Raw genomic sequence first — 22395 nt, 5'->3', positions numbered from 1 at the left:
CCACCGCGTCGACCCCGACCGGATCAGCTTCCTGCGCGCCCGCAACACCGCCCGCCGCTCCGTGTCCCGGATAACGGCGGATTTTCCCCCCTCACCACCTGCAACAAGCCCGTGAACACGCCTGGCACGAACTCGGCCGCCGCGTCCACGACCGACCCGGCAGATCAAGCCCCCGCGCCACCAAGCGCTACAGCCGCCGCTACCCCTCCCGCGGCGACCGACCCCCAGCCCGCCACGTCGAACACACCATCACCCTCCACCGGGTGAAACCCCTACCAGCCCAAACACCTTAAAGAAGCGCCATTGGCCCCAGGTGGCCGGGTCGGGGGGCGCTGGATCCGACGCGAAGAAGGCGGAAGAAGAGATACTCGAAAAGCTCGAACCCGGCGGCACATATGCGCGTTTGAAGCAGCTCCTGAATCAAGAGCCGGACCGGGAGGAAAAGGTCCAAGAGGGGTTGATCGTCGCTCAATTCGCACGGGAGAAGCGAGAGAAGATCCCCGCCTCGGCGATCATAGTCACCGTGCCGGAAGTGGACATCACCACCGCGATGTTACGCTTCACCTACGATTTTGCCGGGTTCTGAATTGTTCGGCCCGGTGACGGCGTTCAGGTAAGTGTCGATGGCCTGGAGGTTCTTGGTCAGGCATTCCAGGCGCTCGGCCATGCGGTCGCGCTCCTGCCGGACCCGGCTTATGAAATCGGGCGCGGGATATTGCGACTTCGCCGCCTCGGCCAGGCAGGGGAGGACCTCCCTGATGATTTCCGTGGTCAGGCCCGCGCCCAGCAGGCTGCGGATCTGCTCGACCCGGGCCACCAGCGACTCGTCGTAGTCGCGGTAGCCGTTCTCCTGGCGCCGCGGGCTGAGCAAGCCCTGCTCCTCGTAGTAGCGCAGCAGCCGCGGTGACACGTCGGCGCGTTCGGAGAGCTCTTTGATCCTCATCGAGATCCCCCTCACAAGGGCTTTGCCTTCACATCAATGTGAAGGTTAGACCCTGGTCGGGCCGCCGCGATCGTGGCGGCTCGTCAAGGTGAGGAACCTCCTGTGTCCACTGCACCTCTGCAAGCCCCGCGGGCCTCGTCCGTGGAACGCCTGCCGCTTCCGCCCCTGATCGCGCTCTTCACCGCCGGGCTGATCACCACCCTGACCGAGGCCCTTCCCGCGGGTGTGCTGCCGCAGATGAGCGCGGCCATCGGGGTCTCGGAATCCGTGGCCGGCCAGACCGTCACCATCTACGCGGTGGGAACGCTGCTGACGGCGATCCCGGTCGCGCTGGCCACCGCCACCTGGCCCCGCCGTCATTTGCTCCTGGCCGCGCTGGCCGGCTTCGTGGTCGCCAACCTCGTCACCGCCGTCTCCCTCGACTTCTCCGTCACCATGGCGGCCCGGTTCGTGGCGGGCGCCGCCTCCGGTGTCGTCTGGAGTCTTCTCGGCGGGTACGCGGCCCGCCTGGTCGGTCCCGCTCTCCGGGGCCGGGCCATGGCGTTCGCCTTCGCCGGAACCCCGGTCGCCCTGTCGCTCGGCGTGCCCGTCGGCGCCTATCTCGGCCGCGCGGTCGGGTGGCAGCTCACCTTCGGTCTCGCCTCGGCCCTGACCGCCGTCCTGATCATCTGGACCGCCTGGAAGCTGCCCAATTTCGCCGGGCAGAAGGCCGAGGACCGGATTCCGTTGTACGACATCCTGCGGCTCCGGGGCATCCGTACAGTTCTCGCGGTGACGGGCGCGTTCGTCCTCGCGCACACCATCCTGTACACGTACATCGCGCCGATCCTGGCCGACGCCGGCCGGCCGGACCACCTCCAGTGGATCCTGCTCGACTTCGGCGTCGCCTCGATAGTCAGCATCTGGCTCACGGGCGTGTTCGTCGACCGGCATCACCGCCGGCTGAGCGTGGCCAGCACCGGGCTCTTCGCCGCGGCCGCGGTGGTGCTGTCCGTGGCCAGTTCCAGCGCCGCGGTCGACTACGTCGCGGTCGCGGCATGGGGGCTTTCGTTCGGAGGGGCGGCCACCCTGCTGCAGTCGGCGCTGATGAGGGCGGCCGGCGAGCACGCGGACGTGGCCCAGTCGTCGATGGTGACGGTCTGGAACCTGGGGATCGGGCTGGGCGGACTGGTCGGTGGCGCGCTTCTGGCCGGCTTCGGCTCGCGATCGCTCATCATCGCGGCGGTCGCGCTCCTGGCGCCGACCGCGCTCGTCGTGATCCTGGCCCGCCGGCATGCTTTCCCGGCCCGATGAGGGGGAACGTCGCACCCATGAAGGCTGACATCAACTTCTACTTCGATCCGATCTGCCCGTTCGCCTGGATGACGAGCAAGTGGATCCGGATCGTGCGGGCCCAGCGGAACTACACCGTCGACTGGCGCTTCATCTCGCTGCGCCTGATCAACGCGCACCTCGACTACGGCAGTCATTTCCCGCCGGAGTACGAGGCCCAGCACACCGCGGGGCTGAGGCTGCTCCGGGTGGCTTCGGCGGTGCGGGAACGGCACGGACGAGAGGCGGTCGGCCCGCTGTACGCCGCGTACGGCGCCCGGATCCTGGAAAGCGGCCCGGACGAGGGGCGCGAGCCCGGCTGGCAGGGCACTCCCGAGCTGGCGGCGGACGCGCTCGCCGAGGCCGGGCTGCCGGCCTCGCTGGCCGAGCACCTCGACGACACGTCACGGGACGCCGGGATCCAGGCGGAGTCGGACGAGGCGCTGTCGCTGACCGGCAAGGATGTCGGCACGCCGATCGTGCACTTCGAGCCACCGGACGGCGTGGCGTTCTTCGGGCCGGTGATCAGCCGCCTGCCCGACGACCGTCAGGCCGCCGAGCTGTGGGACCACGTCGTCGGCCTCGCCCGGTTCCCCGGGTTCGCCGAGCTCAAGCGCAGCCTGCGCGAGCAGCCGCAACTGCCGTCGTTCGGGGTCACGGCCCAGGAGGCGGGCAAGGTCGAGGACTGGCACGCCGGAAGCCGGCGTCTCAAGAAGTAGCCTCCAGCAGGGCGAGGGCACCGGCGGTGGCGGCGTCGGCGTACGACTGCCGGCCGGTGGCCCGGGCGACGACGAACGCGCCCTCGACGACGGCCAGCAGGGCGGCGGCGGTCTTCGCCGGGTCCAGCTTGGGCGACACGGAACCGTCGTCCTGCCCTTCGCGGACCACCTGCTCGAGCAGGCCGGCCAGCTCGACGAAGGCGGTGCCGAGCGTTTCCCGCAGGGCGGGCTCGGCGAGGATTCCGGCGTCGTACGCGAAGCCACCGATCTGGCATCCGCCGAGCGCGTCGCCGGCCGACCCGAGGAAGGCGGCCAGGCGCTGCCGGCCGGTGGGAAGACCTTCCATCGCGCTGCGTACGGAGGCGAGCAGATCCCGGCCGTTCTCCCGCACCACCTCCTGGCCGAGGTCGGCCTTGGCCGGGAAGTGGTGGTAGAAGCTGCCCTGCCCGACACCGGCGTCGACCATCACCTGCTTCGGGCTCGTCGTCGAGTACCCGTGATGCCAGAAGAGCTCCTTGGCCGAGTCGATGATCAGCCGCCTGTTGTCCATGACACAAGACTAGCAACCGCCATACCTAGAAGTAGGGTTGCGACCATACCTAGAGGTATGTATGGTCGATCGCATCGGACGTTCAGCGAGAGGAAGTACCGCCATGACCAGCACGTTCGCCGCCCCCGTCGTTCAGTACAGGACCGAGAATCTCGACGGGTTCGAGATGTTCTACCGGGAGGCGGGGCCGGCCGGCGCCCCCGTCGTCCTGCTGCTGCACGGCTTCCCGACGTCGTCGCACATGTTCCGCAACCTGATCCCGTACCTGGCGGACCGGTTCCATGTCATCGCGCCCGACCTGCCCGGGTACGGGCAGAGCGCCGCCCCCGACCGGGCCGGCTTCTCCTACACCTTCGACAACGCGGCGACGTACGTGCAGAAGCTTTTGACCAAGCTCGGAGTGACCAAGTACGCGGTCAACGTCTTCGACTACGGCGCGCCCACCGCCTGGCGGCTCGCCCTGGCCAACCCGGACGCCGTCACCGCGCTCGTCGTGCAGAACGGCAACGCGTACGACGAGGGCCTGGACAACGACTTCTGGGCGCCGATCAAGCGGTACTGGGCCGACAACAGCCAGGAGAACCGGGACGCTCTGCGCGGGCTGGTCACCCTGGACACCACGAAGTTCCAGTACACGGACGGGATGGCCAACGCCTCCCGCATCTCACCCGACAACTGGATCGTCGACCAGGCCCTGCTCGACCGCCCCGGCAACGACGAGATCCAGCTCGACTACTTCCTCGACTACGGCACGAACCCGGGCCTCTACCCGGCGGTGCAGCAGTGGCTGCGCGACACACAGCCGCCCACCCTCATCGTCTGGGGCGAGAAAGACGTCATCTTCCCGGCCGAGGGCGCGCACCCGTACAAGCGGGACCTGAAGGACATCGAGTTCCACCTGTTCGACAGCGGCCACTTCCTGCTCGAGGACCGCCCCGACGAGGTCTTCCCCCTCATCCACGACTTCTTGACCCGCAAGCTCGGCTGACCAGCCGCGCGTGGCCCGGCCACCGCCGGAACCTGCACACCCCGGGCGCGTGATTCACAAGCGCCGCTACCGTCGCGGGATGGAGTTCGAGCGGCTGGTGGCCGAGGCGATCGGTGCGCCGCTGAAGGGGTGGGATTTCGGCTGGCTGGCCGGGCGGGTCGAGGGATCCGATCCGAGCTGGTCCTATCCACTGCTGGCGGGGGAGCTGGTGCGGAGCGGCTCGCGTCTGCTCGATGTGGACACCGGCGGAGGTGAACTGCTGTCGTCGCTGGCTCCGTTGCCCGCGGGCGCCGTCGCCACCGAAGGGTGGGAGCCCAACCTCGCGTCGGCCCGGGAACGGCTGGGGCCGCTGGGAGTCGACGTGCGGTTCGGCCGAGGTGACGGGCTGCCCGTCGCGGATCGGTCGGTCGACGTGGTGCTCAACCGGCATGGGCGGCTGGACGCGGGTGAGGTGGCCCGGGTGCTCGCGCCGGGCGGAGCTCTTCTGACGCAGCAAGTGGGCAGCGATGACTGCGCGGAGATCAACGCGGCCCTGGGTGCACCCGCGGCCTATGGCCGGTCGTGGAATGCGGGGGGCGCTGTGGCTGAGCTTGGTGCGGTCGGGATGGGCGTCATCGACGTACGGGAAGAATGGCCGTCTTTGACGTTCTATGACATCGGGGCTTTGGTCTATCAGTTGCGCGCGGTGGCGTGGCAGGTTCCTGATTTCACTGTCTCGCGCTACGAGGAGGGTCTGCGGCGGATTGACCGGCACATTCGCGAGAGCGGGGAGTTCCGGGTGCGAGCGCATCGGTTTCTGGTACGGGCGGAACGGTCAGCGTAGGGTGGCCAGCTCGTCGATCGTGTGCGGGGCCTCGCCGAGGAAAGCGCCGGTCGGCACGGGGCCGAAGGCGATGTTCAGGACGGTCAAGGTGTAATGCCAGTCGCCCGTGCCGGATGCCGACAGGGGAGGGCTTCCCGGCGGCAATGAGAATGCGTTCGGGGAACCTCGGGAACGTTTGCTCCACAGCATGAACACGCGCTGCACGACGACATCCATGGGGTCAAGGATGGCGGTAGGCGCGGATCGACGGTAGGGCGTGGCCGGTGAAGTCGAACTGGGTCAGGTTGTCGTTGGGGGCCTCGGCTCCCGGCTCCCAGCCGACGCCGGGGATCCACTCCGGCTCCCAGGCCAGGAAGCCCAGGCCCAGTGAGCCGGGCACGGCCGACAGGACCTGGCGGATGCGCTCGTAGAAGGCGGCCTGGCCCTCGGGGGTGGCCGGGAACTGGGCCAGGTCGGGCAGGGTGGACGGGTCGGTGACGATGTTGCCGCGGCCGTCGCCGTCCTCCATCGTCCACGGGTAGGAGATCTCGGCCAGCAGGATCGGCTTGGCGTAGCGGGCGGCCGAGTCGGCCAGGTTGGCCTCCAGGTCGGCGATCGAGCCGTGCCACATGGGGTAGTACGACTGGCCGAGGATGTCGTACGGGACGCCGTAGGTCTCGATGTTGTCGAAGAACCAGCGGGTGTCGCCCATTTTGCCGCCGCGGTCGATGTGCAGCATGATGCGGACGCGGTCGCCGGCGGCCTCGCGGGCGCCGATGATGGCCGACTTGAGCAGGTCGGTGAAGGCCGGCCACTGCTGCGTGCCGTCGGGCAGGTAGAGCTGGCCCACCGGCCACAGGATGCCGTTGGTGATCTCGTTGCCGACCTGGAGGATGTCGATCGGGGTGCCCTGCCGGGCGAAGTCGCGCAGCAGGTCGCGGGTGTAGGAGCGGATTTTCCGTACGAGTCCTGGCAGGTCCTTGGGCCAGCTCGCCGGGATGGGCTGCTTGCCGGGGTCGGCCCAGAAGTCGCTGTAGTGCGGGTCGAGCACGATCTGCAGGCCGGCTTTCTTGGCACGCCGGGCCAGATGGAGGGCGCGGGCCTTGTCGCTGTAGCCGTCCGGCGGGTCGACCCAGACGCGCAGCCGCATGTGGGTCGCGCCTTCGCGGGCGAGGATCTGCTCGGCCGGGCGCACCCGGCCCGCCAGGTCGCGGTAGCGCACCCCGGCCTCCTCCAGCTGAGGAAGGAAGGACAGGTCGGCCCCGCGAACGCTGAGCGCCCGGGTAGTGGCTGACGCGGCCGAAGCGGCGCCCGGCGTGATCGCGGCGAGTGCGGCCCCACCGGCGCCGGCCAGCAGGGTGCGGCGGCTGACGAACGACATTGATAACCCCCAATGCTTGTGAGCGCTCACGCTGCTCCGGGACAATGCGAAAGTCAAGAGGAGGGGCAGATGGTGGACGACACGGCGCCTCATCCCAAATCGCGGGGCGCGGCCCGGCGGGCCCAGCGCCGGGGGCCGACCATGGAGGACGTCGCCGAGGTGGCCGGCGTCTCCCGCGGCACGGTGTCCCGCGCGCTCAACGGCGGCGCCCATGTGAGCCCGGAAGCGCTCGCGGCAGTGCACGACGCCCTGCGCAGCACGGGCTACGTCATCAATCAGAGCGCCCGCAGCCTGGTCACCCGCCGGTCGGGGGCGGTCGCCTTCGTGCTGTCCGACGCGCCCGACCGGCTCTTCGAGGATCCGGTGCTGGGCGCCCTGATGCGCACGTGCACGCAGCTGCTGGCCGAGCGTGGGAGCAGCCTCATGCTGATGCTGGCCGGCACCCCGCAGGAGCGCGAACGCGTCCTGCACTTCGCCCGCGGCGGCCACGTGGACGGCGTCCTGCTCGTCTCCGTGCACGACGGCGACCCGCTTGCCGCCCAGCTGCACGAGACCCGCGTGCCGGTCGTGGTGTGCGGGCGCCCGCCGTCCCGGGGCCCGGCCTTTCCCTACGTGGCGGCCGACGACCGCGACGGCGCCCGCCTCATGACCCGGCACCTGGCCGGCCGGGGCCGCCGCCGGATAGCCACGGTGGCCGGCCCGCGGGACATGGCCGGCGGCGCCGAACGCCTCCAGGGCTTCCGCGACGTGCTGGGCCGCCGGGCCAGCCGCCGCGTCATCGCCCACGCCACCGCGTACACGATCGACGCCGGCCGCGACGCGATGACCCGGCTGCTCGACACCTGCCCCGACCTCGACGCGGTCTTCGTCGCGTCGGATCTGCTCGCCGTGGGCGCGTTGCAGGCCCTGCGGCACGCGGGCCGCGCCGTGCCCGCCGACGTGCTGGTCGGCGGCTTCGACGACTCGGCCATCGCACCGGCCACGACCCCGCCGCTCACCACGGTCCGCCAGCCCCTGCCCCGGGTGGCGGCCGAGTTGGTCGAGGTCTTGACCCAGCTGATCGCCGGCCGCCCCGCGTCCTCCCGGGTGCTGCCGACCGAGCTCGTGCTCCGTGAGTCCGCGTGAGCGCTCACACGGAACTGGGGGCGGTCCTTCTGGCGCTGGCCGCCGTCCGCATCTGGAACTACAAAGGCCCGCCCAAGCTCCAGCCCATCGTCAACCCCATCGCCGCGCTCCTGCTGTTCACCCTGTTCGGCCTCGATCTCACCATCTCCAAGACCGCTTGGGTGTACGCCGTCACCGGCACCGCCGTACTGGCCGCCACCTTCGCCGTCGCGTCACGCTTCGTGACCCCGGGCCGCACCGACGAGCACCCCTGGCGAAAAGCCCTGGTCGAGATCCCGCTGGCCGTCGTCCTCTTCGAGGAGATCGCCTTCCGCGGCGTCCTCCTGGAACTGATCGGCCCGTACTGGTCCTCCCTGCTGTTCGGGCTGTGGCATCTCCGCCCCTTCAAGGCCGTCCTGTTCACCGCCGCCGCCGGCTTGGTCCTGGCCTGGGGCGCCGACACCACCGGCTCCCTGCTCGTGCCCGTCGCCTGGCACTGGGCCGCCAACGGCCTGGGCGTCCTCTTCTTCCAGAAGCGTGGCCGTCCCGGCGACCCGGACCCGTAGACGGGGACCCCGTCCCTTCGGGCAGGCGATCCGCACCAATGAGCCCATGATCGATCGGCGGAGCGCCCGGAACGGGCCGTACCGGCGGATGAGGCCCCTGACCAGGACGTTTGCGTACCCTTCAGCAATGTCGGTCGCCGGTGCGTACGCTCGCGCGCTTCTCGTCGTGGCCGTTGTGGGCGCGGGTCTGCTCGGTGCCGCCCGATGGGACGGCTCGGCCGATGACGAGCGGATCCCGGCCACGTCCACTTGGAAGGACCCCGACGGCTACACGGTGGTGTCGGCCGTCGATGTCGGCGAGAGCTCCATCCAGCTCTGGGTGCGTGATCGGAGCGCCGACATCTGCTTCGTGCAGGAAGAAGTCGACGCCGAGGGCCGTCATCGGGCCGACGCCTCGGGTTCCTGCTGGGACGGCGCCGACGCCGATTGGCGGTCGGCCCGAGGCATGGGGACCGTGGTCTTCGCTCCGCCCCGAAAAGAAGGCGCCTCGGTGGTTCTGACGTCGCCCGACGGCACCCGCCTCGGACCGTTTCCGGTCCGAGAGGGGCTCGTCATGATTCAGGACTACTGGCTTCACGAGCCTGTGAGTCTCGAACTTCAAGCTCTCGATGCCGGCGGAACAGGATTGCGGCCCGCCGGCACCCTGCATCTCGAGGCCGCCTGAATCAGGGCTTGCGCGCCACCGCGCCGTACGCCTCAATGGTCTCGATCTCGCCGTCGGCGCGCCAGGCGCTGATCTGGACCACGCCGGGCTCGATGATCTCGAAGCCGTCGAAGACGCTCTCGATCTGGGCGGGACTGCGCAGGATGTACGGCACGCCGCCGCTCTCGGCCAGCTTGCGCGCGCCCTCGCGGACCGCCTCCGTCGTGTCGGTGCCGTCCCAGAAGACCAGGTAGCTGCCGGACGGGACCGCGTCCATGACCGTGTTCACGATCTCGCGGATGCGGTTGAGGCTGGGCTCGTAGCCCATCACGCCCATGAACATGACCGCGACCGGCTGCGTGAAGTCGAGCGGGCCGTCGGCGTCGGCCAGGATCTTCTCCGGGTCGTGGTAGTCGGCGTGGACGTACTGGGTGACGCCCTCGTCGGTGACGCTGACCAGCAGCGCGCGGGCGTGGGCCAGCACCAGCGGGTCGTTGTCGACGTAGACGATGCGGGCGTCCGGGGTGATGCCCTGCGCCACCTCGTGCGTGTTCTGCATCGTCGGCAGGCCGGTGCCGATGTCGAGGAACTGCTTGATGCCGGCCTCGCCGGCCAGGTGGCTGACGACCCGGATCAGGAACTGGCGCGACAGCCGGGCCATCACCGCGATCTCGGGGTAGACCTGCGCGACCGCGTCACCGGCGGCCCGGTCGGCGGCGAAGTTGTCCTTCCCGCCCATCCAGTAGTTCCACATGCGGGCCGCGTGCGGCACGTTCGGCTGCAGTTCGGCGGGGGCCTCGTCCGTCATATCTCCGTCTCCTTGTGATCGAATGCCACATCGTCAGCGATCTTGCGAAGTATCTGGGGCGTCTCGTCCGGCGGCGCGGCATCGATGATCAGGCGGCTGAACGCGGTCGCGTAGTTGTCGAGATCGTCGTGTTTGTCGAGGTAGACGGCGCTCGTCAGGTGCTCGATGTAGACGACGTCGTCGAGTTCCTCGTGCGGGAAGCGCAGGATGCTGAACGCGCCGCCGGCCGCCGCGTGCCCGCCCGAGTCGAACGGGATGATCTGCAGGCGGATGTTCGGATTCTCGGTGGCCTCGATGAGCGAGACGATCTGCTCGTGCATCACCTCGCGGCCGCCGATGAGCCGGCGCAGCACCGCCTCGTCCAGGACGGCCCACAGCTTCGGCGCGTCCGGCCTGGTCAGGATCTGCTTGCGGGCCATGCGCAGTTTGGCCCGGCGCTCGATCTCCACAGTGCCGGGACCCTGGTGACCGAGGCGGATGACCGCGCTCGCGTACGCCTCGGTCTGCAGCAGCCCGGGCACGAACTGGATCTCGTACGTCCGGATGAGCTCGGCCGACTGCTCCAGGTCGAGATAGTTGGTGAACCAGCTGTCGAGCACGTCGCCGTAGGTGCGCCACCAGCCCGGCGAGTTGGCCTCGCGGGTCAGCTCGAGCAGCCGGTCGTGCTCCTCCTGATCCTCCACCCCGTACAGATGCAGCAGGTCGGTGATGTCGCGGGGCTTGAAGCTGACCCGCCCCAGCTCCATCCGGCTGATCTTGGATTCGGACGCGCGGATGCGGTAGCCGGCGTCCTCCCGGCTGACACCCTTGGCCAGCCGGAGCTCGCGCAGGCGGGCACCCAGCTGGAGGCGGCGCACAGTGGAGCCACCGCTGTCCTGTCTCCCGGTCACGTTGACCTGCTTATCAGGCTCTGAGCTCGCACGCTACGGCTTGCGGCCGACGGCGCAGAACTGACTGATCTCGGTTTCGTCGGTCCTCCATCGAGTCACCGGCACCACGCCGGGCTCCACGAGCTCCAGCCCATCGAAGAGCTTCGTTATTCTCTCGGGGCTGCGCAGGTGATACTTCGGATTGGCCGAGACGTTCCAGATGCGGGTGGCCTCCGACGTGGCCGGGTCGGTGTCGGCGCCGTCGTACATGGCCAGGAAGCTGCCGCTGGGCAGGCCGCGCATCAGACGGTCGATGATGTTCTTGGCCTTGTCGTCGCTCTCGATGTGCCCGAGCACGCCCATCAGCGTCACCGCGACGGGCTGGGAGAGATCAAGCGTCGCGGCGGCGGCTCGGAGGATCGCTTCCGGGTCTCTGAGATCTTCGTGTACGTACTCAGTGGCCCCCTCATCGGTGCTCGTCAGCAGCCGGCGAGCCTGCGCGAGCACCAGAGGGTCGTTGTCCACGTAGACGACACGGGCGGCCGGGTTCGCCTTCTGCGCCACCTCGTGCGTGTTCTCCGCGGTCGGCAGCCCGGTGCCGATGTCGAGGAACTGGCTGATCCCCTCGTTGAGCACCAGGTAGCGAACGGCCCGGGCGAGAAAGGCGCGCGAGAGCTTCGCGTGCTCCGCGAGCTGCGGCAATGTCGCGATGATCTGGTCACCGACGGCCCGGTCGGCGGCGAAGTTGTCGGTGCCGCCGAGCAGGTAGTTCCAGATCCGTGCGGTCTCCGGCACGTTCGTGTCGAGCCGGTCGATGCTCTCAGCCAACGCGACCATCCTTTGTGGAGATCCACGACGATGATCGACAGCATACTCACGCGCCGCCCCGGCCAGTCTCCACCCGGACGGCCATTTCCTTCACCCGCTCGGCGCATTGAGCTTGACAAGTCCCAACACGACAGACCGTACGCGCCGGTGGCAAGCCCTTGCGCGCTCGCCACCTTCTTCACCAGTTCGGCCACCGAGCGGGCACGCTGGCGTCCCCGTCATCGGTTCTATGTCGCCGCGAAGGGGGACCTCGGCGTACACGTCGGCGAGTCCACCGACGTGTACGAGTGGCAGATGGCGAAATGGCTCACTGAAAGACCTGCCAGCGGCGCTGCCTGAGAGGTCAGTGGAAGGCGGCGGTGTTCTCCTTCAGCCAGTCCGTGTAGGTCTGGGTTCCCCGGGGGCCGTCGCTGGTCGGGAGCAGGCCGCCGGCGCTCATGCCGCCGGGGAAGTAGACGGGGAGGACGGGGCGGCGGCGGGCGCCGCCGGCGGCCATCAGGCGGCGGGCCATGTCGACCAGGGTCTCCAGGCGGGGGCCGGCCAGTTCGGGGGCCATGGCCTGCGGAGGCTCCAGGGCCAGGGCGGCCAGGTGCTCGCCCACCTCGCGGACGGCGATGGGCTGGACCTTGCCCGTCGGGACCAGCGCCAGCGGGCCGGGGACGGCGGACAGCAGCTGGCCGGCGAACTCGTGGAACTGGGTGGCCCGCAGGATCGTCCACGGCAGGCCCGACGTGCGGACGATCTCCTCCTGGCGGAGCTTGCCGGTGTAGTAGCCGTTCTTCACGCGGTCCACGCCGACGATCGACAGGGACAGGAGGTGGCGTACGCCGGCTCGGGTGGCGGCGGCGGTCAAGTGGGTGCCCGCCTTCTCGAAGAAGTCGACGGCGACCGCCTTGCGCTGGGTGAGCACGTTGCTGACGTCGACGACCACGTCGGCGCCGGTCAGGGCGTCGTCCAGGCCGGCGCCGGTGAGCAGGTCGACGCCGGCGGCGCGGGACAGGACCACGGGGGAGTGCCCGCGGGTGCGGATCGCCTCGACGACCTGCCGTCCGGCCAGGCCGGTTCCCCCCGCGACGGCAATGCGCAATGTCTTCATGCCGGAGGGACGAGGCAGCCGCCGGGAACGTGACAGTGACCCGCGGCACACCGGGTGCTGTCACGAAAAGCGCTGGTGACGCGTCCTTTCGGCATGACACCTGTGAACTCGTGGCTGCGGGGTGGCCTGCTGACCCTGGCCGGACTGCAGACGATCGCCTCGGTCTGGCAGTACTTCTTCCCGCGCGCGTTCTACGACCACTTCCCGACGGTGAAGCTGGACCCGCCGTACAACGAGCACCTGGTGTCGGATGTGGGCGGGCTCGGACTGGCGCTGACCGCGATGCTGTATTTCGCGGCCGTGGTCATGGAGAACAAGGTGGTCATGTCGGCGTTGATCGGCTATCTGATCTATGCGGCGACGCACTTCCTCTTCCACGTGACGCACTTCGGCAACTTTTCGCTGGCCGAGGCGCTGGGCGTCGGCACCGGCCTCGGCATCGAGGTGGTGCTGGCGGTCCTGCTTGTCTACGTCACCTGGTCTATTCGTGGGGCAGCAGATAACGCCACGTCGCAGCCACGTAGCTAGCGGCGCCGACGCGGTAGATCGGCCAGACGGTCTCGGTCGCGCGGGGCAGCCGTTGCTGCACCTCGAGCGCGGAAGAACCACGAAGACGCTGCTCGGCGTACCCCTCGACCGGCGGCGCATCAAAAGGCCAAATATCCGAAAAATCGGGCAAGTAATTGATCTTCACGGTCGCCAGAAGAACTGCGGGTGGGCGGAAGATCTCGCCGTCGAGAACGCGGCGGCGCAGGCGTTGTACTCGGTCGTGCAGCTCATGGAGTGCCGGCGGGAACGCGACGACCGGTCCCGCGCCGACCCGGGCGCGGAGAGGCTTCCCGGCGCCGGCCCACACCCGTACGTCATGGAAAGGCCTGTCGTCCTTGACCGTGTCGATGGGAGTGCGGAGCGCGTCGAGAGCGTGGATCCGCAACGCGCGGACCTCGGCGTGGGGAAGGCGCAGGCTGGCCGCGGCGTCGGCGTACGCGGTGCCGTCGTCGAAGACCACCAGCGGCGGCGGCTCGAAGACGCCCACGCCCGGGTTGAAGAAGCCGCCCGGGCGGGACCATTCGAACATCGGCCGGCTGGGCACGCCGCCGGCGCCGATCGCCAGCAGCGAGAAGGCGCCGGCGGCGGTGGACAGAAACGTTCGGCGGTCCATGCGATCAGACTAAACGGGCAAATTGACCTCCGGGCCGGGTGGGGCAGAATGATCGGCGTGCGAGAAGTGGTGGATGGGGTCTTCGAGCTGAGCCTCGGTTTCGTGAACGTGCACCTGGTGGTCACCGACGACGGCGTCGTGCTGGTCGACACGGGGTTGCCGCGCAACGCCAAGCGCATCGACCGCGCTCTGCGCGAGATGAAGAAGACGATCGGTGACGTACGGGTCGTGCTGCTCACGCACCATCACCTCGATCATGTCGGGAACGTGGCCGACATCCGCCGCCGCTCGGGCGCCCGGGTCATCGCGCACGCCGCGGACGCACCGGTCATCACGGGCGCGATCACCGGTGAGCCTCCGAAAGGCCTGGCCAAATTCGCCGTACGCCTGATCGGCACCCCCGAGCCGACCAAGCTCGACCAGCTGATCACGGGCGACGAGAGCAGCCCCGTCCCCGGCTTCACCGCCCTGCACACGCCGGGTCACACCCGCGGCCACGTCTCGTACCTGCTCGAGCGCGACGGCGGGATCCTCTTCGTGGGCGACACCGCCGGCCGCGGCCGCGACGGCAAGGTGACCCTGGGCCCCACGCAGGTCTCGGCCGACCCGGCCGAGCAGGCCCGCAGCATTGCCAAGCTGGCCACCTTCGACTTCGAGCACGCCGTCTTCGGGCACGGCAAAGCCGTCACCGGGCGGGCCGTCGACAGCTTCCGGGAGTACGCGGGCAACGCCCCAGGCGGCGACGCCTCAGACGGCGACGCCTCAGACGGCGACGCCTCAGACGGCGACGCCTCAGACGGCGACGCCTCAGACGGCGATGCGGAAGGGCGGAGCTGAGGTCGGCGACACCAGCCGTACGACATCGAGCTCCTCGTCCATCGGCAGCGGCGCCGCCCCGGCACCGGCGATCGGGCGCGGCCGGCGCGGAACGTGCGGCCCCGAGCTGCCGCCCCGGCCGGGGTAGACGTAGAGGCCGTGCACCGGATCGGGCACCGCGTCGAGCGCGGCCGTGACCAGCGGCAGGCCGCGGAAGGCCGCCCAGCGCTCGTCGGTGGCGAACGCGATCTCGAACAGAACGCCCCACGTGTGGGTGTGCCACTCCCACTGATAGGCACCGTGAGTGATGGCGGCCTCCGTCAGCGCTGAGCCCAGCCCGTCGCGCCAGGCGCGCGCGGAGCCGCCGGGCCCGTCAAGGACCTCGATCGACCACCAGCGCAGTTCCATGACGCGACTGTAGACCCGGCGTACAAGATCTGACACCCGATAATTGATCAAGAAAGGTAACCCTGAATGGGGGAGGCCGAATGCTCCATTCACTCGGCCGATCGGGTGGTTGCGCGGTTACCGGGTGCGTTGAAAAGTGTTATCGGAAATCACCGAATAGCGAGCGTAACTGTCGGGGGGACAGGGATGAAATTCACGCACGCGCTGACCGCGTCGGCCGCCGCCGCGACCGGCCTGGTGACCGTATTGGCCGGTGTTCCGGCCTATGCCGGAACCGGTGGTCACCACGGCCCGCCGCCGATCCGTACGATCGCCAAAGGCCTCGACGGACCGTTCGGACTCGATGTGGTCTCGTCACGCACCGCGCTGGTCGCCGAGGGGGACTCCGGCGAGATCACCGCGGTCGACCTGCACAACGGCCGCCAGCGCACACTGATCTCGAAGCTGCCGTCGCCGTCCGGCGTGACCACCGACGGCCACCGGATCTACGTCGCGCTCGGCGGCCCGGCACCGGACGGCCCGCCACCGCCGCCGTCGAAATACAAGCCGGCCACCGTGCTGGTGGCCGACAAGAACGGCAAGAATGTCCGGGTCCTGGCCGATCTGCTGAAATACGAGCTGAAGCACAACCCGGACAGGCAGAAACAATTCAACCCCAAGGGCGAGCCGTACGACGCTCTTTCCAACCCGTTCAGCATCACGTCGACGAAGTGGGGTCTGCTCGTTGCCGACGGTGGCGCGAATGACGTCCTGAGGATCAATCCGCGTACGGGAAAGATCTCTACTTTCTTCGTCCCGCCGAACCCGAAGACCAAGGAATGCCTCAAGCCGGGCGCGCAGGCCAACCCGGGCACCAAGGGCTGTGACTCGGTCCCGACCGGCGTCGTGGCCAGCGGAAAGTACGTCTACGTGTCCACCCTGGGCGCCGAGCAGCCGAAGGCCTCGTCCATCTGGAAGCTCGACGGCCGCACCGGCCGCGTCCTGAAGGTCTGGCACGGCTTCACGTCGCTGACCGGCGTCGCGGTCGCCCCGAACGGCACGCTGTACGCGTCCGAGGTGCTCTACGGCATGCCCGCCGGCCCGACGCCGCCGCCCGGCTTCGACCCGGCCAAGGTCGGCCGCCTCACCCGCATCCAGCACGGCCGGGTCACGCACGCCCAGGTGACCATGCCGACCGGCATCGAGTACGTCAACGGCAGCCTCTACTCCACGGCGTGGAGCACGGCGAGCTTCGTGGGCATCAAGAAGGCGGGCCGGCTCGTGCAGGTCAGCCCGAAGGCCTTCCACTAGGGGTCCTTTCACAGGAGCGGCGCGCCTCTCCGACCGGCGCCGCCCCCGGCGGCCGGGGTGACGACAAGTCACCCCGGCCGCTGCGTCTGTACGATCGAGCACCGTGTTCACCCCGTACAAGATCTTCCGAATCGCCGCCGTGGCCGAGGCCTTCTCCTGGGCCGGCCTGCTCGTCGGCATGTACCTCAAGCGCGTCACCGAGACCACCGACCTGGGCGTCTACATCTTCGGGCGAGTGCACGGCCTGCTGTTCGTCGTCTACATCGCCGCGGCCGTCTGGACCGCCCGCGCCGAGCGCTGGTCCCTGCTGCGCACCCTGGTCGGCCTGACCGCCTCCATCCCACCCTTCACGTCCCTGATCTTCGAGCGCTGGGTCGCCAAGCGCCGCCCCGCCACCGAGGAACTCACCCCGGTCGCCTGATCGGCCGGTTCATTCGCGGTGGCCGCGATGGTGGGGGGCGTTCGCTCCGTCCCTCGTCGGAGTGATGCGCGGCGGCGGAGACCAGTTGCCGCTGCCGGAGGCGGCCTCCACTCTGGCTGCCGACGTGCTGTCCCGGGTCCGGTCGAGCCCGCTGCGCACCCGCCCGCACCGCCCGATGCCGATCCGGGTCCGCTTCCGCACGGCCGACGATCTGAGCGCCGGTCGCCCCGCGGTGATGGCCGGCGAGCCTCCGCAGTGGTCGGAGTCGCCCCTGTCCGGCCACGTCGGAGTGATCGCGGCCAAGCTGCGCGAGCTGCCGTGGCGCCAGCTGACCGTGGTCGGCGAGCCCGGCGCGGGAAAGAGCGTGCCGGCCATGATGCTGGTCGACCAGCCGCTCACCGACCGGAGGCCGGGCGAGCCGGTGCCCGTCCTGCTCGGCGTCTCCTCCTGGAACCCCGGTGCCGAGTCGGTGGTGACTTCGTGACCCGGGCGCCTGTCTGAGGATTTCGGCCTAGCCGAGCCGGTGGCGGCGGCACTGTCCGCTCGGTCGCGCACGGCGGAGGGCGACCGCTCGGCCTGGTGGGTGATGCCGGTGCTGGACGGCCTCGACGAGATCGACGAGAAGCTCCAGCCGGACGCCCTGACCGCTGTCGAGACTTACGCCGCCGGTGACCGCCCTGTAGTCATCACCTGCCGCGAACGCGAGTACCGCCGTGCCGAGGAGATCGTCGGTGTGCTGCCCCGGGCCGCGGTGATCCGGATGGAGCCCCTGGAGGTCACCGACGCCATCGACTTCCTGACCGACCCGTCCCCGAAACGGCGCCCGTTGTGGGAATTGGTCTTCGCCGAGATGAAAGGGGCGCCGAGCGGCCCACTGGCCCGCACTCTCTCCTCCCCACTGATGGCTGGCCTGGCCAAGGACGTTTTCGCCACGGGCGACCCGGCCGCCCTCGTCGGCGCCGCAGCAGGCTCGGGCTCCTTCAAGATCTCGCCGAGGGCGGTGAGGGTGGCCGGGCCGCGGCCGTGCTCCGCGAGCTCGGGATGGCCGGTGAGCCGTTCGCGCGAGGCCATTTCGCTCAGCACCTGCGCGAGCGTGGTGACGTGGACGAGCTTCGGCAGTACGCCGACATGGGCAGCGCAAGCGCGCTGTACGAGCTGGCCGAGGTGCTCCGAGAGCAGGGCGAGGTGGACGAGGCGATCGCCATCCTGCGGCGCCGGGCGGATCTGCACGAACGCCTCGCCTCGGAGCAACTCGCCGAGTTGCTCCGAGAAACCGGCGCCATCGACGACCTTCGCCGTCGGGCCGACAGCGGCGACGAGGCCGCCGCCGTCGTCTACGCCCGCGTGCTCGCCGACCGCGACGACCACGCCGAGCTCCGCGCGAGCAGGCCGGCGACGTCGCCGCTGTCCGGCAGCTGGAGCGCATCTTGCGCGGCGAAGTTGACCTGGACCGCCTCCGCGCTCGGGCCGCCGTGGCCGAGGGAGCGGGAAGCCGGACCGCCGGTGTGGGCGAGGACGGAGCCGCTGAGGAACTGGCCCGGGTGCTGCGGGACGCCGGGCGGTTTGGTGAATTGAGGAACCGGGCGGAAACCGGCGATCTCGCCGCCGCCGAAATCCTTGCCTGGGATCGGCGGGAGGCAGGAGAGATCGACGACGCGGTGACCTATCTCCGGCGGCGGCCCCGGCGCTTTGTGGAACGAAACCGGCATCAGGCTGCGAAATGGCTCGGGGGTGGCTCGGAGAGCGCGATCCTTTCAGCGACGCATTAAACGTGTTGCCGGGCGGGCGCGCTCCCATGCAAGGTCATGGCGCCGGGTCGGCCACGAGCCGGTGGACGGGTGTGGGCAATAACGGATATGCCGGTATCGGGGGTGTGTATCCAGCCAAAACCACGACCTGCTCGTGGCGACACCCGTTCTCCTCCGCGCGTTCCCCCGGGGCGTGCGGTCCTTTGTCGTGTTATCCGGATGCCGGATAGAATCGCCGCCTGAGATCCGAGGGGGCGGGCCGACGTGTTGCGTATTCACTTCACGCCGGAGGATGTCGGGCGGGTGCGGATCGCCGGCGAGCCCGATCCGCTCTGGGAGACCATTTTCAGCGTCTGGCGGCTGCGCCGGCCCGGACCCGAGCTGATCTTCGGGCGCTGGCGGGATCACGCGTTGCGGGCCAGCCGCCGTACGGACCTCGAATTGCTTCTGCCCTTGGTCCGTGGCGCCTACTATCCCGACTTCCTGACACCGGCCGAGGGCTCGCGAGGGCTGCCCGCGGCTCTCGAGGCCGTGCGTTCCACCCCGGCCGGCCGGCTGCGGGAGGAGATGCGCGAGCTGGTCCGCGCCGGCGGGCCCACCCCGTCCTGGCTGGGCCGCCTGGCCGACGGTGATCAGCCCACCCTGGAACGGCTGGCCGGGGCGCTCCAGTCGCAGTACGACAGCGCCGTCGCCCCGTACTGGGACAGGGCCCGCGCCCAGATCGAGGCCGAGCGTTCCCGCCGGGCGCGGGTGCTGCTCGACCAGGGGGCCGAGGGGCTGCTCGACAGTTTCCGCCCGCAGCTGCGCTGGGAGCCGCCTTTCCTCGAGGCCGACGTCCCGTTCGAGCAGACGATCCACCTCGACGGTCGCGGCCTGCTGCTCCTGCCGTCGTACCTGTCGTGGGGGACGCCCGACGTGCTGCGCGACACGACCCTGCCGCCGGTGCTGGTCTACCCGGTCGAGCACGACCTGACGCTCCAGCTTCCGGCCGAGGCGAAAAATCTGGCCGCGCTCATCGGCCGTACGAGAACAAGCCTCTTGGAATCTCTCTCCGACCCTCGCACCACCTCTGAGCTGGCCCGGCGGGTCGGCGTGAGCGCGGCCAGCGTCAGCCAGCACACGGCGGTGCTGCGCGAGGCCCGCTTGATCACCACGAGCCGGGCCGGCAAGGCCGTCGTGCACACCCTCACCCCGCTGGGTAACGCGCTGTTGAGCGACCTGCCCTGACGCCGCCTACGATCGAGTGATGTGAATCACTTGAAGGAGGCGACATGGCTATCGACGTCGAGAAACGCCTGCTCGGTGGGGCTACGTACCGCAGTCTGGGTGAACAGCAACTGTCACCGGCCGAGGAGCGCTTCGAGCGCGGCCGCCGCACCGTCGGCCTCTTCCTCGCCCCGATCGTCACCATCGTCTTCCTGGCCCTGCCGCTGAGCATCCCGCCCAGCCAGCAGGTGCTGGCCGGCGTGCTGCTCGGCGTGATCATCCTGTGGGTGACCGAGGCCGTGCCGATCCCGGTCGGCGGGCTCATCGGCGTCGGCCTGATCGTGGTCTTCGGCGTGGCCGAGGCGGCCGACGTGCTGGCCCCGTTCGGCTCGTCCACCGTCTTCACCTTCATCGGCGCCTTCATCCTGGCCCAGGCCATGCTCAAGCACGGCGTGGCCCGCCGGTTCGCCTTCCGCATCCTGTCGCTGCCCGGCATCGGCCGGTCGACCGTGCGGGTCATCGTGGCCTTCGGCGTGATCACCTGCCTGCTGTCGGCCTTCGTGTCGAACACCGCGACCGTGGCCATGCTGCTGCCGACCGCGCTCGGCATCCTGGCCGTGATCGCCAAGATGATGCAGGACCGGGGCCTGGTCGGCGAGGGCTTCGACCCGACCCGCCTGCGGGTGGGTGCGGCGCTGATGCTGATGCTCGCGTACGGCGCCAGCGTCGGCGGCCTGCTCACCCCGGTCGGCTCGCCCCCCAACCTGATCGGCCGGGGCCTGATCGAGGAGGCGACGGGCGAGAAGATCTCGTTCGCCGAGTGGATGGCGCTCGCCGCGCCGATCTGCCTGTGCATGTTCGCCGTCCTCGCGGTGATCCTGCTGCTGCTCAACCGGCCCGAGGTGCGCCGGATCGAGGGCGTCTCGGAATACATCGCCGGGGAGCGGGCCAAGCTGGGCAAGTTCAGCCCGGCCGAGCGCAACACGGTGATCGCCTTCGCCGTCACCGTCACCCTCTGGATCTTCCCCGGCATCGTGGCCCTGGTCTCCGGGACCGATTCGAAGGTGTACGACGTGGTCAGCGGCCGCCTCAACGAGGGCGTGGTCGCCGTGCTCGGCGCGTCGCTGCTCTTCCTGCTGCCCACCTCGTGGCGCGACCGCGAGTTCACCCTCAACTGGAGCGACGCCCAGCGCATCGACTGGGGCACGATCGTGCTGTTCGGCACCGGCATCATCTTCGGCTCGCTGCTGGCCGACACCGGCCTGGCCGAGCGGATCGGCACCTCCAGCGCCGACGCCCTCGGCCTGAGCAGCACGTTCGCCATCACCGCGTTCGCCGTGGTGCTGGCCATCATCGTCTCCGAGACGACCAGCAACACCGCCTCGGCGGCCGTGGTCGTGCCGATCATCATCCCGATCGCGGTCGCGGCCGGCGTCAACCCGCTGGTGCCGGCGCTGGCCGCCACCTTCGCGGCGTCGTTCGGCTTCATGCTGCCGGTGTCCACGCCGCAGAACGCGGTGGTCTACGGCTCCGGCGTCGTCCCGATCACCACGATGATCCGCTCCGGCGCCTCGTTCGACGTGCTCGGCGCCATCCTCATCCTCCTGCTGCTGCCGCTCATGGTGGCCGCGGTCGGGCTCGGGTGACCGCGATGACACAGCGGATAGCGGTGATACCGGGAGACGGCATCGGCCTCGAGGTGACCTGGGCGGCCCGCCAGGTGCTGGAGGCGGTCACGATCAAACACAAGATCGATTTGGTGTACGACGAGTTCGACTGGTCCTGTCAGCGATATGCGGCCGCCGGCGAGATGATGCCGGCCGACGCCATCGAGCGGCTGCGCCCGTACGACGCGATCCTGCTGGGCGCGGTCGGCTGGCCCGGCGTGCCCGACCACGTGTCGCTGTGGGGTCTGCTCATCCCGATCCGGCGGGCCTTCCGGCAGTACGTCAACCTGCGGCCGATCCGCGTCTTCGAGGGCGTGCGCTCGCCGCTGCGCGACGCCGAGCCCGGCGCCGTCGACTTCGTGGTGATCCGGGAGAACGTCGAGGGCGAGTACAGCGAGATCGGCGGCCGCCTCAACCGTGGTTTCCCCGACGAGTTCGCCGTGCAGGAGGCCGTCTTCACCCGGCCCGGCGTCACCCGGATCGCCCGGTTCGCCTTCGAGCTGGCCGGCACCCGCGGCTCGTACGTCACCTCGGCCACCAAATCCAACGGCATCGTCCACACGCTGCCGTTCTGGGACGAGGTCGTGGCCGGGGTGGCGGCGGATTTCCCGGAGGTACGGACGGACAGCGAGCACATCGACGCGCTGGCCGCGAAGCTGGTGCTGGACCCGGGGCGGTTCGACGTGATCGTCGCGTCCAACCTGTTCGGCGACATCCTGAGCGACCTCGCGGCCGCGGTCGCCGGCAGCATCGGCATCGCCCCGTCGGCCAACCTCGACCCGACCCGCACCTATCCGTCGATGTTCGAGCCGGTGCACGGCTCGGCGCCCGACATCGCCGGGCACGGCGTGGCCAACCCGATCGGCGCCGTCTGGTCGGCCGCGCTGATGCTGGAGCACCTGGGCCACGCGGCGGCCGCGGCCGACGTGATGGCCGCGATCGAGGAGAGCCTCATGGCCCCGGACACCCGCACCCGCGACCTGGGCGGCACGGGCGACACTGCGTCCGTCGTCTCATCGCTGGTTGCCCTTCTGGGCTGATCTCCGACAGAACGGTACCTTCCTCGCGG

The 22395-nt window shown here is 69.8% G+C and carries 28 protein-coding genes; 16 read left to right on the top strand and 12 right to left on the bottom strand.

Annotated elements, in window-relative coordinates; genetic code table 11:
• Positions 1-313: 313 nt before the first annotated feature.
• The gene (locus tag CRP55_RS52600) at positions 314-586 is read left to right on the top strand and encodes a hypothetical protein (protein WP_143235433.1); all 273 of its coding nucleotides are present in this window, start codon (positions 314-316) and stop codon (positions 584-586) included.
• On the opposite strand, the gene CRP55_RS47270 is transcribed toward CRP55_RS52600, so the two are convergent.
• Positions 554-943, bottom strand: coding sequence for a MerR family transcriptional regulator (locus tag CRP55_RS47270; protein WP_097328650.1), 390 nt, complete (start codon positions 941-943; stop codon positions 554-556). The two genes, CRP55_RS52600 and CRP55_RS47270, sit on opposite strands and share 33 nt — an antisense overlap.
• A gap of 102 nt (positions 944-1045) precedes the next feature.
• Here CRP55_RS47270 and CRP55_RS47265 point away from each other — a divergent pair, with 102 nt between their 5' ends.
• Entirely contained in the window at positions 1046-2236 is a 1191-nt protein-coding gene (locus tag CRP55_RS47265) for an MFS transporter (protein ID WP_218855074.1), read from the top strand.
• A 17-nt stretch (positions 2237-2253) separates the two neighbouring features.
• On the top strand, positions 2254-2973 hold the full coding sequence (locus CRP55_RS47260) for a mycothiol-dependent nitroreductase Rv2466c family protein (protein ID WP_097328648.1): 720 nt from the start codon (positions 2254-2256) through the stop codon (positions 2971-2973).
• Here the strand turns inward: CRP55_RS47260 and CRP55_RS47255 are convergent.
• Positions 2963-3523, bottom strand: a complete 561-nt coding sequence (locus CRP55_RS47255; protein ID WP_097328647.1) for a TetR/AcrR family transcriptional regulator — start codon at positions 3521-3523, stop codon at positions 2963-2965. The genes CRP55_RS47260 and CRP55_RS47255 overlap by 11 nt on opposite strands.
• A 103-nt stretch (positions 3524-3626) precedes the next feature.
• Here CRP55_RS47255 and CRP55_RS47250 point away from each other — a divergent pair, with 103 nt between their 5' ends.
• A complete protein-coding gene (locus CRP55_RS47250) occupies positions 3627-4511 on the top strand; it encodes an alpha/beta fold hydrolase (protein WP_097328646.1) in 885 nt (294 codons plus the stop codon).
• Between the two features lie 79 nt (positions 4512-4590).
• Positions 4591-5334, top strand: coding sequence for a class I SAM-dependent methyltransferase (locus CRP55_RS47245; RefSeq protein ID WP_097328645.1), 744 nt, complete (start codon positions 4591-4593; stop codon positions 5332-5334).
• On the opposite strand, the gene CRP55_RS47240 is transcribed toward CRP55_RS47245, so the two are convergent.
• Both CRP55_RS47240 and CRP55_RS47235 read right to left on the bottom strand, forming a co-directional pair.
• Positions 5326-5550, bottom strand: a complete 225-nt coding sequence (locus CRP55_RS47240; protein WP_097328644.1) for a hypothetical protein — start codon at positions 5548-5550, stop codon at positions 5326-5328. The two genes, CRP55_RS47245 and CRP55_RS47240, sit on opposite strands and share 9 nt — an antisense overlap.
• A 4-nt stretch (positions 5551-5554) precedes the next feature.
• Entirely contained in the window at positions 5555-6694 is a 1140-nt protein-coding gene (locus tag CRP55_RS47235) for a glycoside hydrolase family 53 protein (RefSeq protein WP_097328643.1), read from the bottom strand.
• Between the two features lie 69 nt (positions 6695-6763).
• On the opposite strand from CRP55_RS47235, the gene CRP55_RS47230 reads away from it, so the two are divergent.
• From CRP55_RS47230 to CRP55_RS47220, 3 genes are all read left to right on the top strand, one after another.
• The gene (locus CRP55_RS47230; RefSeq protein WP_097328642.1) at positions 6764-7819 is read left to right on the top strand and encodes a LacI family DNA-binding transcriptional regulator; all 1056 of its coding nucleotides are present in this window, start codon (positions 6764-6766) and stop codon (positions 7817-7819) included.
• Positions 7816-8364, top strand: a complete 549-nt coding sequence (locus tag CRP55_RS47225) for a CPBP family intramembrane glutamic endopeptidase (protein ID WP_218855072.1) — start codon at positions 7816-7818, stop codon at positions 8362-8364. The genes CRP55_RS47230 and CRP55_RS47225 overlap by 4 nt, the downstream gene beginning before the upstream one ends.
• 127 nt (positions 8365-8491) lie before the next feature.
• On the top strand, positions 8492-9028 hold the full coding sequence (locus CRP55_RS47220) for a hypothetical protein (protein WP_097328641.1): 537 nt from the start codon (positions 8492-8494) through the stop codon (positions 9026-9028).
• A 1-nt stretch (position 9029) separates the two neighbouring features.
• Here the strand turns inward: CRP55_RS47220 and CRP55_RS47215 are convergent, their stop codons facing one another.
• The 4 genes from CRP55_RS47215 to CRP55_RS47200 form a co-directional block, all read right to left on the bottom strand.
• Positions 9030-9815, bottom strand: coding sequence for an SAM-dependent methyltransferase (locus tag CRP55_RS47215; protein ID WP_097328640.1), 786 nt, complete (start codon positions 9813-9815; stop codon positions 9030-9032).
• Positions 9812-10705 carry a Sco1979 family transcriptional regulator gene (locus CRP55_RS47210; protein WP_097328639.1) on the bottom strand — a complete coding sequence of 298 codons (894 nt, stop codon included), beginning with the start codon at positions 10703-10705 and terminating at the stop codon, positions 9812-9814. The genes CRP55_RS47215 and CRP55_RS47210 overlap by 4 nt, the downstream gene beginning before the upstream one ends.
• Positions 10706-10738: 33 nt before the next feature.
• Entirely contained in the window at positions 10739-11521 is a 783-nt protein-coding gene (locus tag CRP55_RS47205; RefSeq protein WP_097328638.1) for an SAM-dependent methyltransferase, read from the bottom strand.
• A gap of 334 nt (positions 11522-11855) precedes the next feature.
• Positions 11856-12608, bottom strand: coding sequence for an SDR family oxidoreductase (locus tag CRP55_RS47200; protein ID WP_245923849.1), 753 nt, complete (start codon positions 12606-12608; stop codon positions 11856-11858).
• A gap of 93 nt (positions 12609-12701) precedes the next feature.
• Between CRP55_RS47200 and CRP55_RS47195 the strand changes: the two genes are divergently transcribed.
• Entirely contained in the window at positions 12702-13136 is a 435-nt protein-coding gene (locus CRP55_RS47195; RefSeq protein ID WP_143235431.1) for a hypothetical protein, read from the top strand.
• Here CRP55_RS47195 and CRP55_RS47190 read toward each other — a convergent pair.
• Entirely contained in the window at positions 13090-13770 is a 681-nt protein-coding gene (locus CRP55_RS47190) for a hypothetical protein (protein WP_097328635.1), read from the bottom strand. The genes CRP55_RS47195 and CRP55_RS47190 overlap by 47 nt on opposite strands.
• Positions 13771-13827: 57 nt before the next feature.
• Here CRP55_RS47190 and CRP55_RS47185 point away from each other — a divergent pair, with 57 nt between their 5' ends.
• Complete coding sequence (locus tag CRP55_RS47185) at positions 13828-14607, top strand: MBL fold metallo-hydrolase (RefSeq protein ID WP_245923847.1); 780 nt, start codon at positions 13828-13830, stop codon at positions 14605-14607.
• Here CRP55_RS47185 and CRP55_RS47180 read toward each other — a convergent pair.
• Positions 14578-14994, bottom strand: coding sequence for a hypothetical protein (locus CRP55_RS47180; RefSeq protein WP_179855663.1), 417 nt, complete (start codon positions 14992-14994; stop codon positions 14578-14580). The two genes, CRP55_RS47185 and CRP55_RS47180, sit on opposite strands and share 30 nt — an antisense overlap.
• A 186-nt stretch (positions 14995-15180) precedes the next feature.
• On the opposite strand from CRP55_RS47180, the gene CRP55_RS47175 reads away from it, so the two are divergent.
• The 3 genes from CRP55_RS47175 (at position 15181) to CRP55_RS47165 (ending at position 17189) form a co-directional block, all read left to right on the top strand.
• Positions 15181-16284 (top strand): ScyD/ScyE family protein, encoded by a 1104-nt coding sequence (locus tag CRP55_RS47175; protein ID WP_179855662.1) that lies wholly within the window; start codon positions 15181-15183, stop codon positions 16282-16284.
• A 103-nt stretch (positions 16285-16387) separates the two neighbouring features.
• A complete protein-coding gene (locus CRP55_RS47170) occupies positions 16388-16705 on the top strand; it encodes a DUF3817 domain-containing protein (protein WP_097328632.1) in 318 nt (105 codons plus the stop codon).
• A 64-nt stretch (positions 16706-16769) separates the two neighbouring features.
• Entirely contained in the window at positions 16770-17189 is a 420-nt protein-coding gene (locus CRP55_RS47165) for a hypothetical protein (RefSeq protein WP_097328631.1), read from the top strand.
• Between the two features lie 173 nt (positions 17190-17362).
• On the opposite strand, the gene CRP55_RS47160 is transcribed toward CRP55_RS47165, so the two are convergent.
• Both CRP55_RS47160 and CRP55_RS47155 read right to left on the bottom strand, forming a co-directional pair.
• The gene (locus CRP55_RS47160) at positions 17363-18073 is read right to left on the bottom strand and encodes a hypothetical protein (protein WP_097328630.1); all 711 of its coding nucleotides are present in this window, start codon (positions 18071-18073) and stop codon (positions 17363-17365) included.
• Positions 18040-18414: a hypothetical protein gene (locus CRP55_RS47155; protein ID WP_097328629.1), complete on the bottom strand. Its 375-nt coding sequence runs from the start codon at positions 18412-18414 to the stop codon at positions 18040-18042. The genes CRP55_RS47160 and CRP55_RS47155 overlap by 34 nt, the downstream gene beginning before the upstream one ends.
• Positions 18415-18717: 303 nt before the next feature.
• Here CRP55_RS47155 and CRP55_RS47150 point away from each other — a divergent pair, with 303 nt between their 5' ends.
• The 3 genes from CRP55_RS47150 to CRP55_RS47140 are packed head-to-tail and all read left to right on the top strand — an operon-like array spanning position 18718 to position 22366.
• A complete protein-coding gene (locus tag CRP55_RS47150) occupies positions 18718-19680 on the top strand; it encodes an ArsR/SmtB family transcription factor (protein WP_097328628.1) in 963 nt (320 codons plus the stop codon).
• A 44-nt stretch (positions 19681-19724) separates the two neighbouring features.
• Positions 19725-21305 carry an SLC13 family permease gene (locus CRP55_RS47145; RefSeq protein ID WP_097328627.1) on the top strand — a complete coding sequence of 527 codons (1581 nt, stop codon included), beginning with the start codon at positions 19725-19727 and terminating at the stop codon, positions 21303-21305.
• Between the two features lie 5 nt (positions 21306-21310).
• Positions 21311-22366: a tartrate dehydrogenase gene (locus CRP55_RS47140; RefSeq protein WP_097328658.1), complete on the top strand. Its 1056-nt coding sequence runs from the start codon at positions 21311-21313 to the stop codon at positions 22364-22366.
• Positions 22367-22395 lie beyond the last annotated feature (29 nt).

Source organism: Paractinoplanes atraurantiacus, assembly GCF_900215205.1.
GTDB lineage: Bacteria > Actinomycetota > Actinomycetes > Mycobacteriales > Micromonosporaceae > Actinoplanes > Actinoplanes atraurantiacus.
The sequence above is the reverse complement of the archived record's forward strand: the minus strand, read 5'-3'. Positions and strand labels throughout refer to the sequence as shown.

Bases quoted from the DNA above. Each gene is read 5' to 3' on its own strand.
- CRP55_RS47190 (WP_097328635.1), bottom strand. From the start codon at position 13,770: ATGGACCGCCGAACGTTTCTGTCCACCGCCGCCGGCGCCTTCTCGCTG.
- CRP55_RS47145 (WP_097328627.1), top strand. From the start codon at position 19,725: ATGGCTATCGACGTCGAGAAACGCCTGCTCGGTGGGGCTACGTACCGC.
- CRP55_RS47175 (WP_179855662.1), top strand. From the start codon at position 15,181: ATGAAATTCACGCACGCGCTGACCGCGTCGGCCGCCGCCGCGACCGGC.
- CRP55_RS47140 (WP_097328658.1), top strand. From the start codon at position 21,311: ATGACACAGCGGATAGCGGTGATACCGGGAGACGGCATCGGCCTCGAG.
- CRP55_RS47270 (WP_097328650.1), bottom strand. From the start codon at position 943: ATGAGGATCAAAGAGCTCTCCGAACGCGCCGACGTGTCACCGCGGCTG.
- CRP55_RS47165 (WP_097328631.1), top strand. From the start codon at position 16,770: ATGCGCGGCGGCGGAGACCAGTTGCCGCTGCCGGAGGCGGCCTCCACT.
- CRP55_RS47195 (WP_143235431.1), top strand. From the start codon at position 12,702: ATGACACCTGTGAACTCGTGGCTGCGGGGTGGCCTGCTGACCCTGGCC.
- CRP55_RS47235 (WP_097328643.1), bottom strand. From the start codon at position 6,694: ATGTCGTTCGTCAGCCGCCGCACCCTGCTGGCCGGCGCCGGTGGGGCC.
- CRP55_RS47180 (WP_179855663.1), bottom strand. From the start codon at position 14,994: ATGGAACTGCGCTGGTGGTCGATCGAGGTCCTTGACGGGCCCGGCGGC.
- CRP55_RS47260 (WP_097328648.1), top strand. From the start codon at position 2,254: ATGAAGGCTGACATCAACTTCTACTTCGATCCGATCTGCCCGTTCGCC.
- CRP55_RS47250 (WP_097328646.1), top strand. From the start codon at position 3,627: ATGACCAGCACGTTCGCCGCCCCCGTCGTTCAGTACAGGACCGAGAAT.
- CRP55_RS47200 (WP_245923849.1), bottom strand. From the start codon at position 12,608: ATGAAGACATTGCGCATTGCCGTCGCGGGGGGAACCGGCCTGGCCGGA.
- CRP55_RS47220 (WP_097328641.1), top strand. From the start codon at position 8,492: ATGTCGGTCGCCGGTGCGTACGCTCGCGCGCTTCTCGTCGTGGCCGTT.
- CRP55_RS47205 (WP_097328638.1), bottom strand. From the start codon at position 11,521: ATGGTCGCGTTGGCTGAGAGCATCGACCGGCTCGACACGAACGTGCCG.
- CRP55_RS47230 (WP_097328642.1), top strand. From the start codon at position 6,764: ATGGTGGACGACACGGCGCCTCATCCCAAATCGCGGGGCGCGGCCCGG.
- CRP55_RS47215 (WP_097328640.1), bottom strand. From the start codon at position 9,815: ATGACGGACGAGGCCCCCGCCGAACTGCAGCCGAACGTGCCGCACGCG.
- CRP55_RS47155 (WP_097328629.1), bottom strand. From the start codon at position 18,414: ATGCCGGTTTCGTTCCACAAAGCGCCGGGGCCGCCGCCGGAGATAGGT.
- CRP55_RS47245 (WP_097328645.1), top strand. From the start codon at position 4,591: ATGGAGTTCGAGCGGCTGGTGGCCGAGGCGATCGGTGCGCCGCTGAAG.
- CRP55_RS47240 (WP_097328644.1), bottom strand. From the start codon at position 5,550: ATGGATGTCGTCGTGCAGCGCGTGTTCATGCTGTGGAGCAAACGTTCC.
- CRP55_RS47255 (WP_097328647.1), bottom strand. From the start codon at position 3,523: ATGGACAACAGGCGGCTGATCATCGACTCGGCCAAGGAGCTCTTCTGG.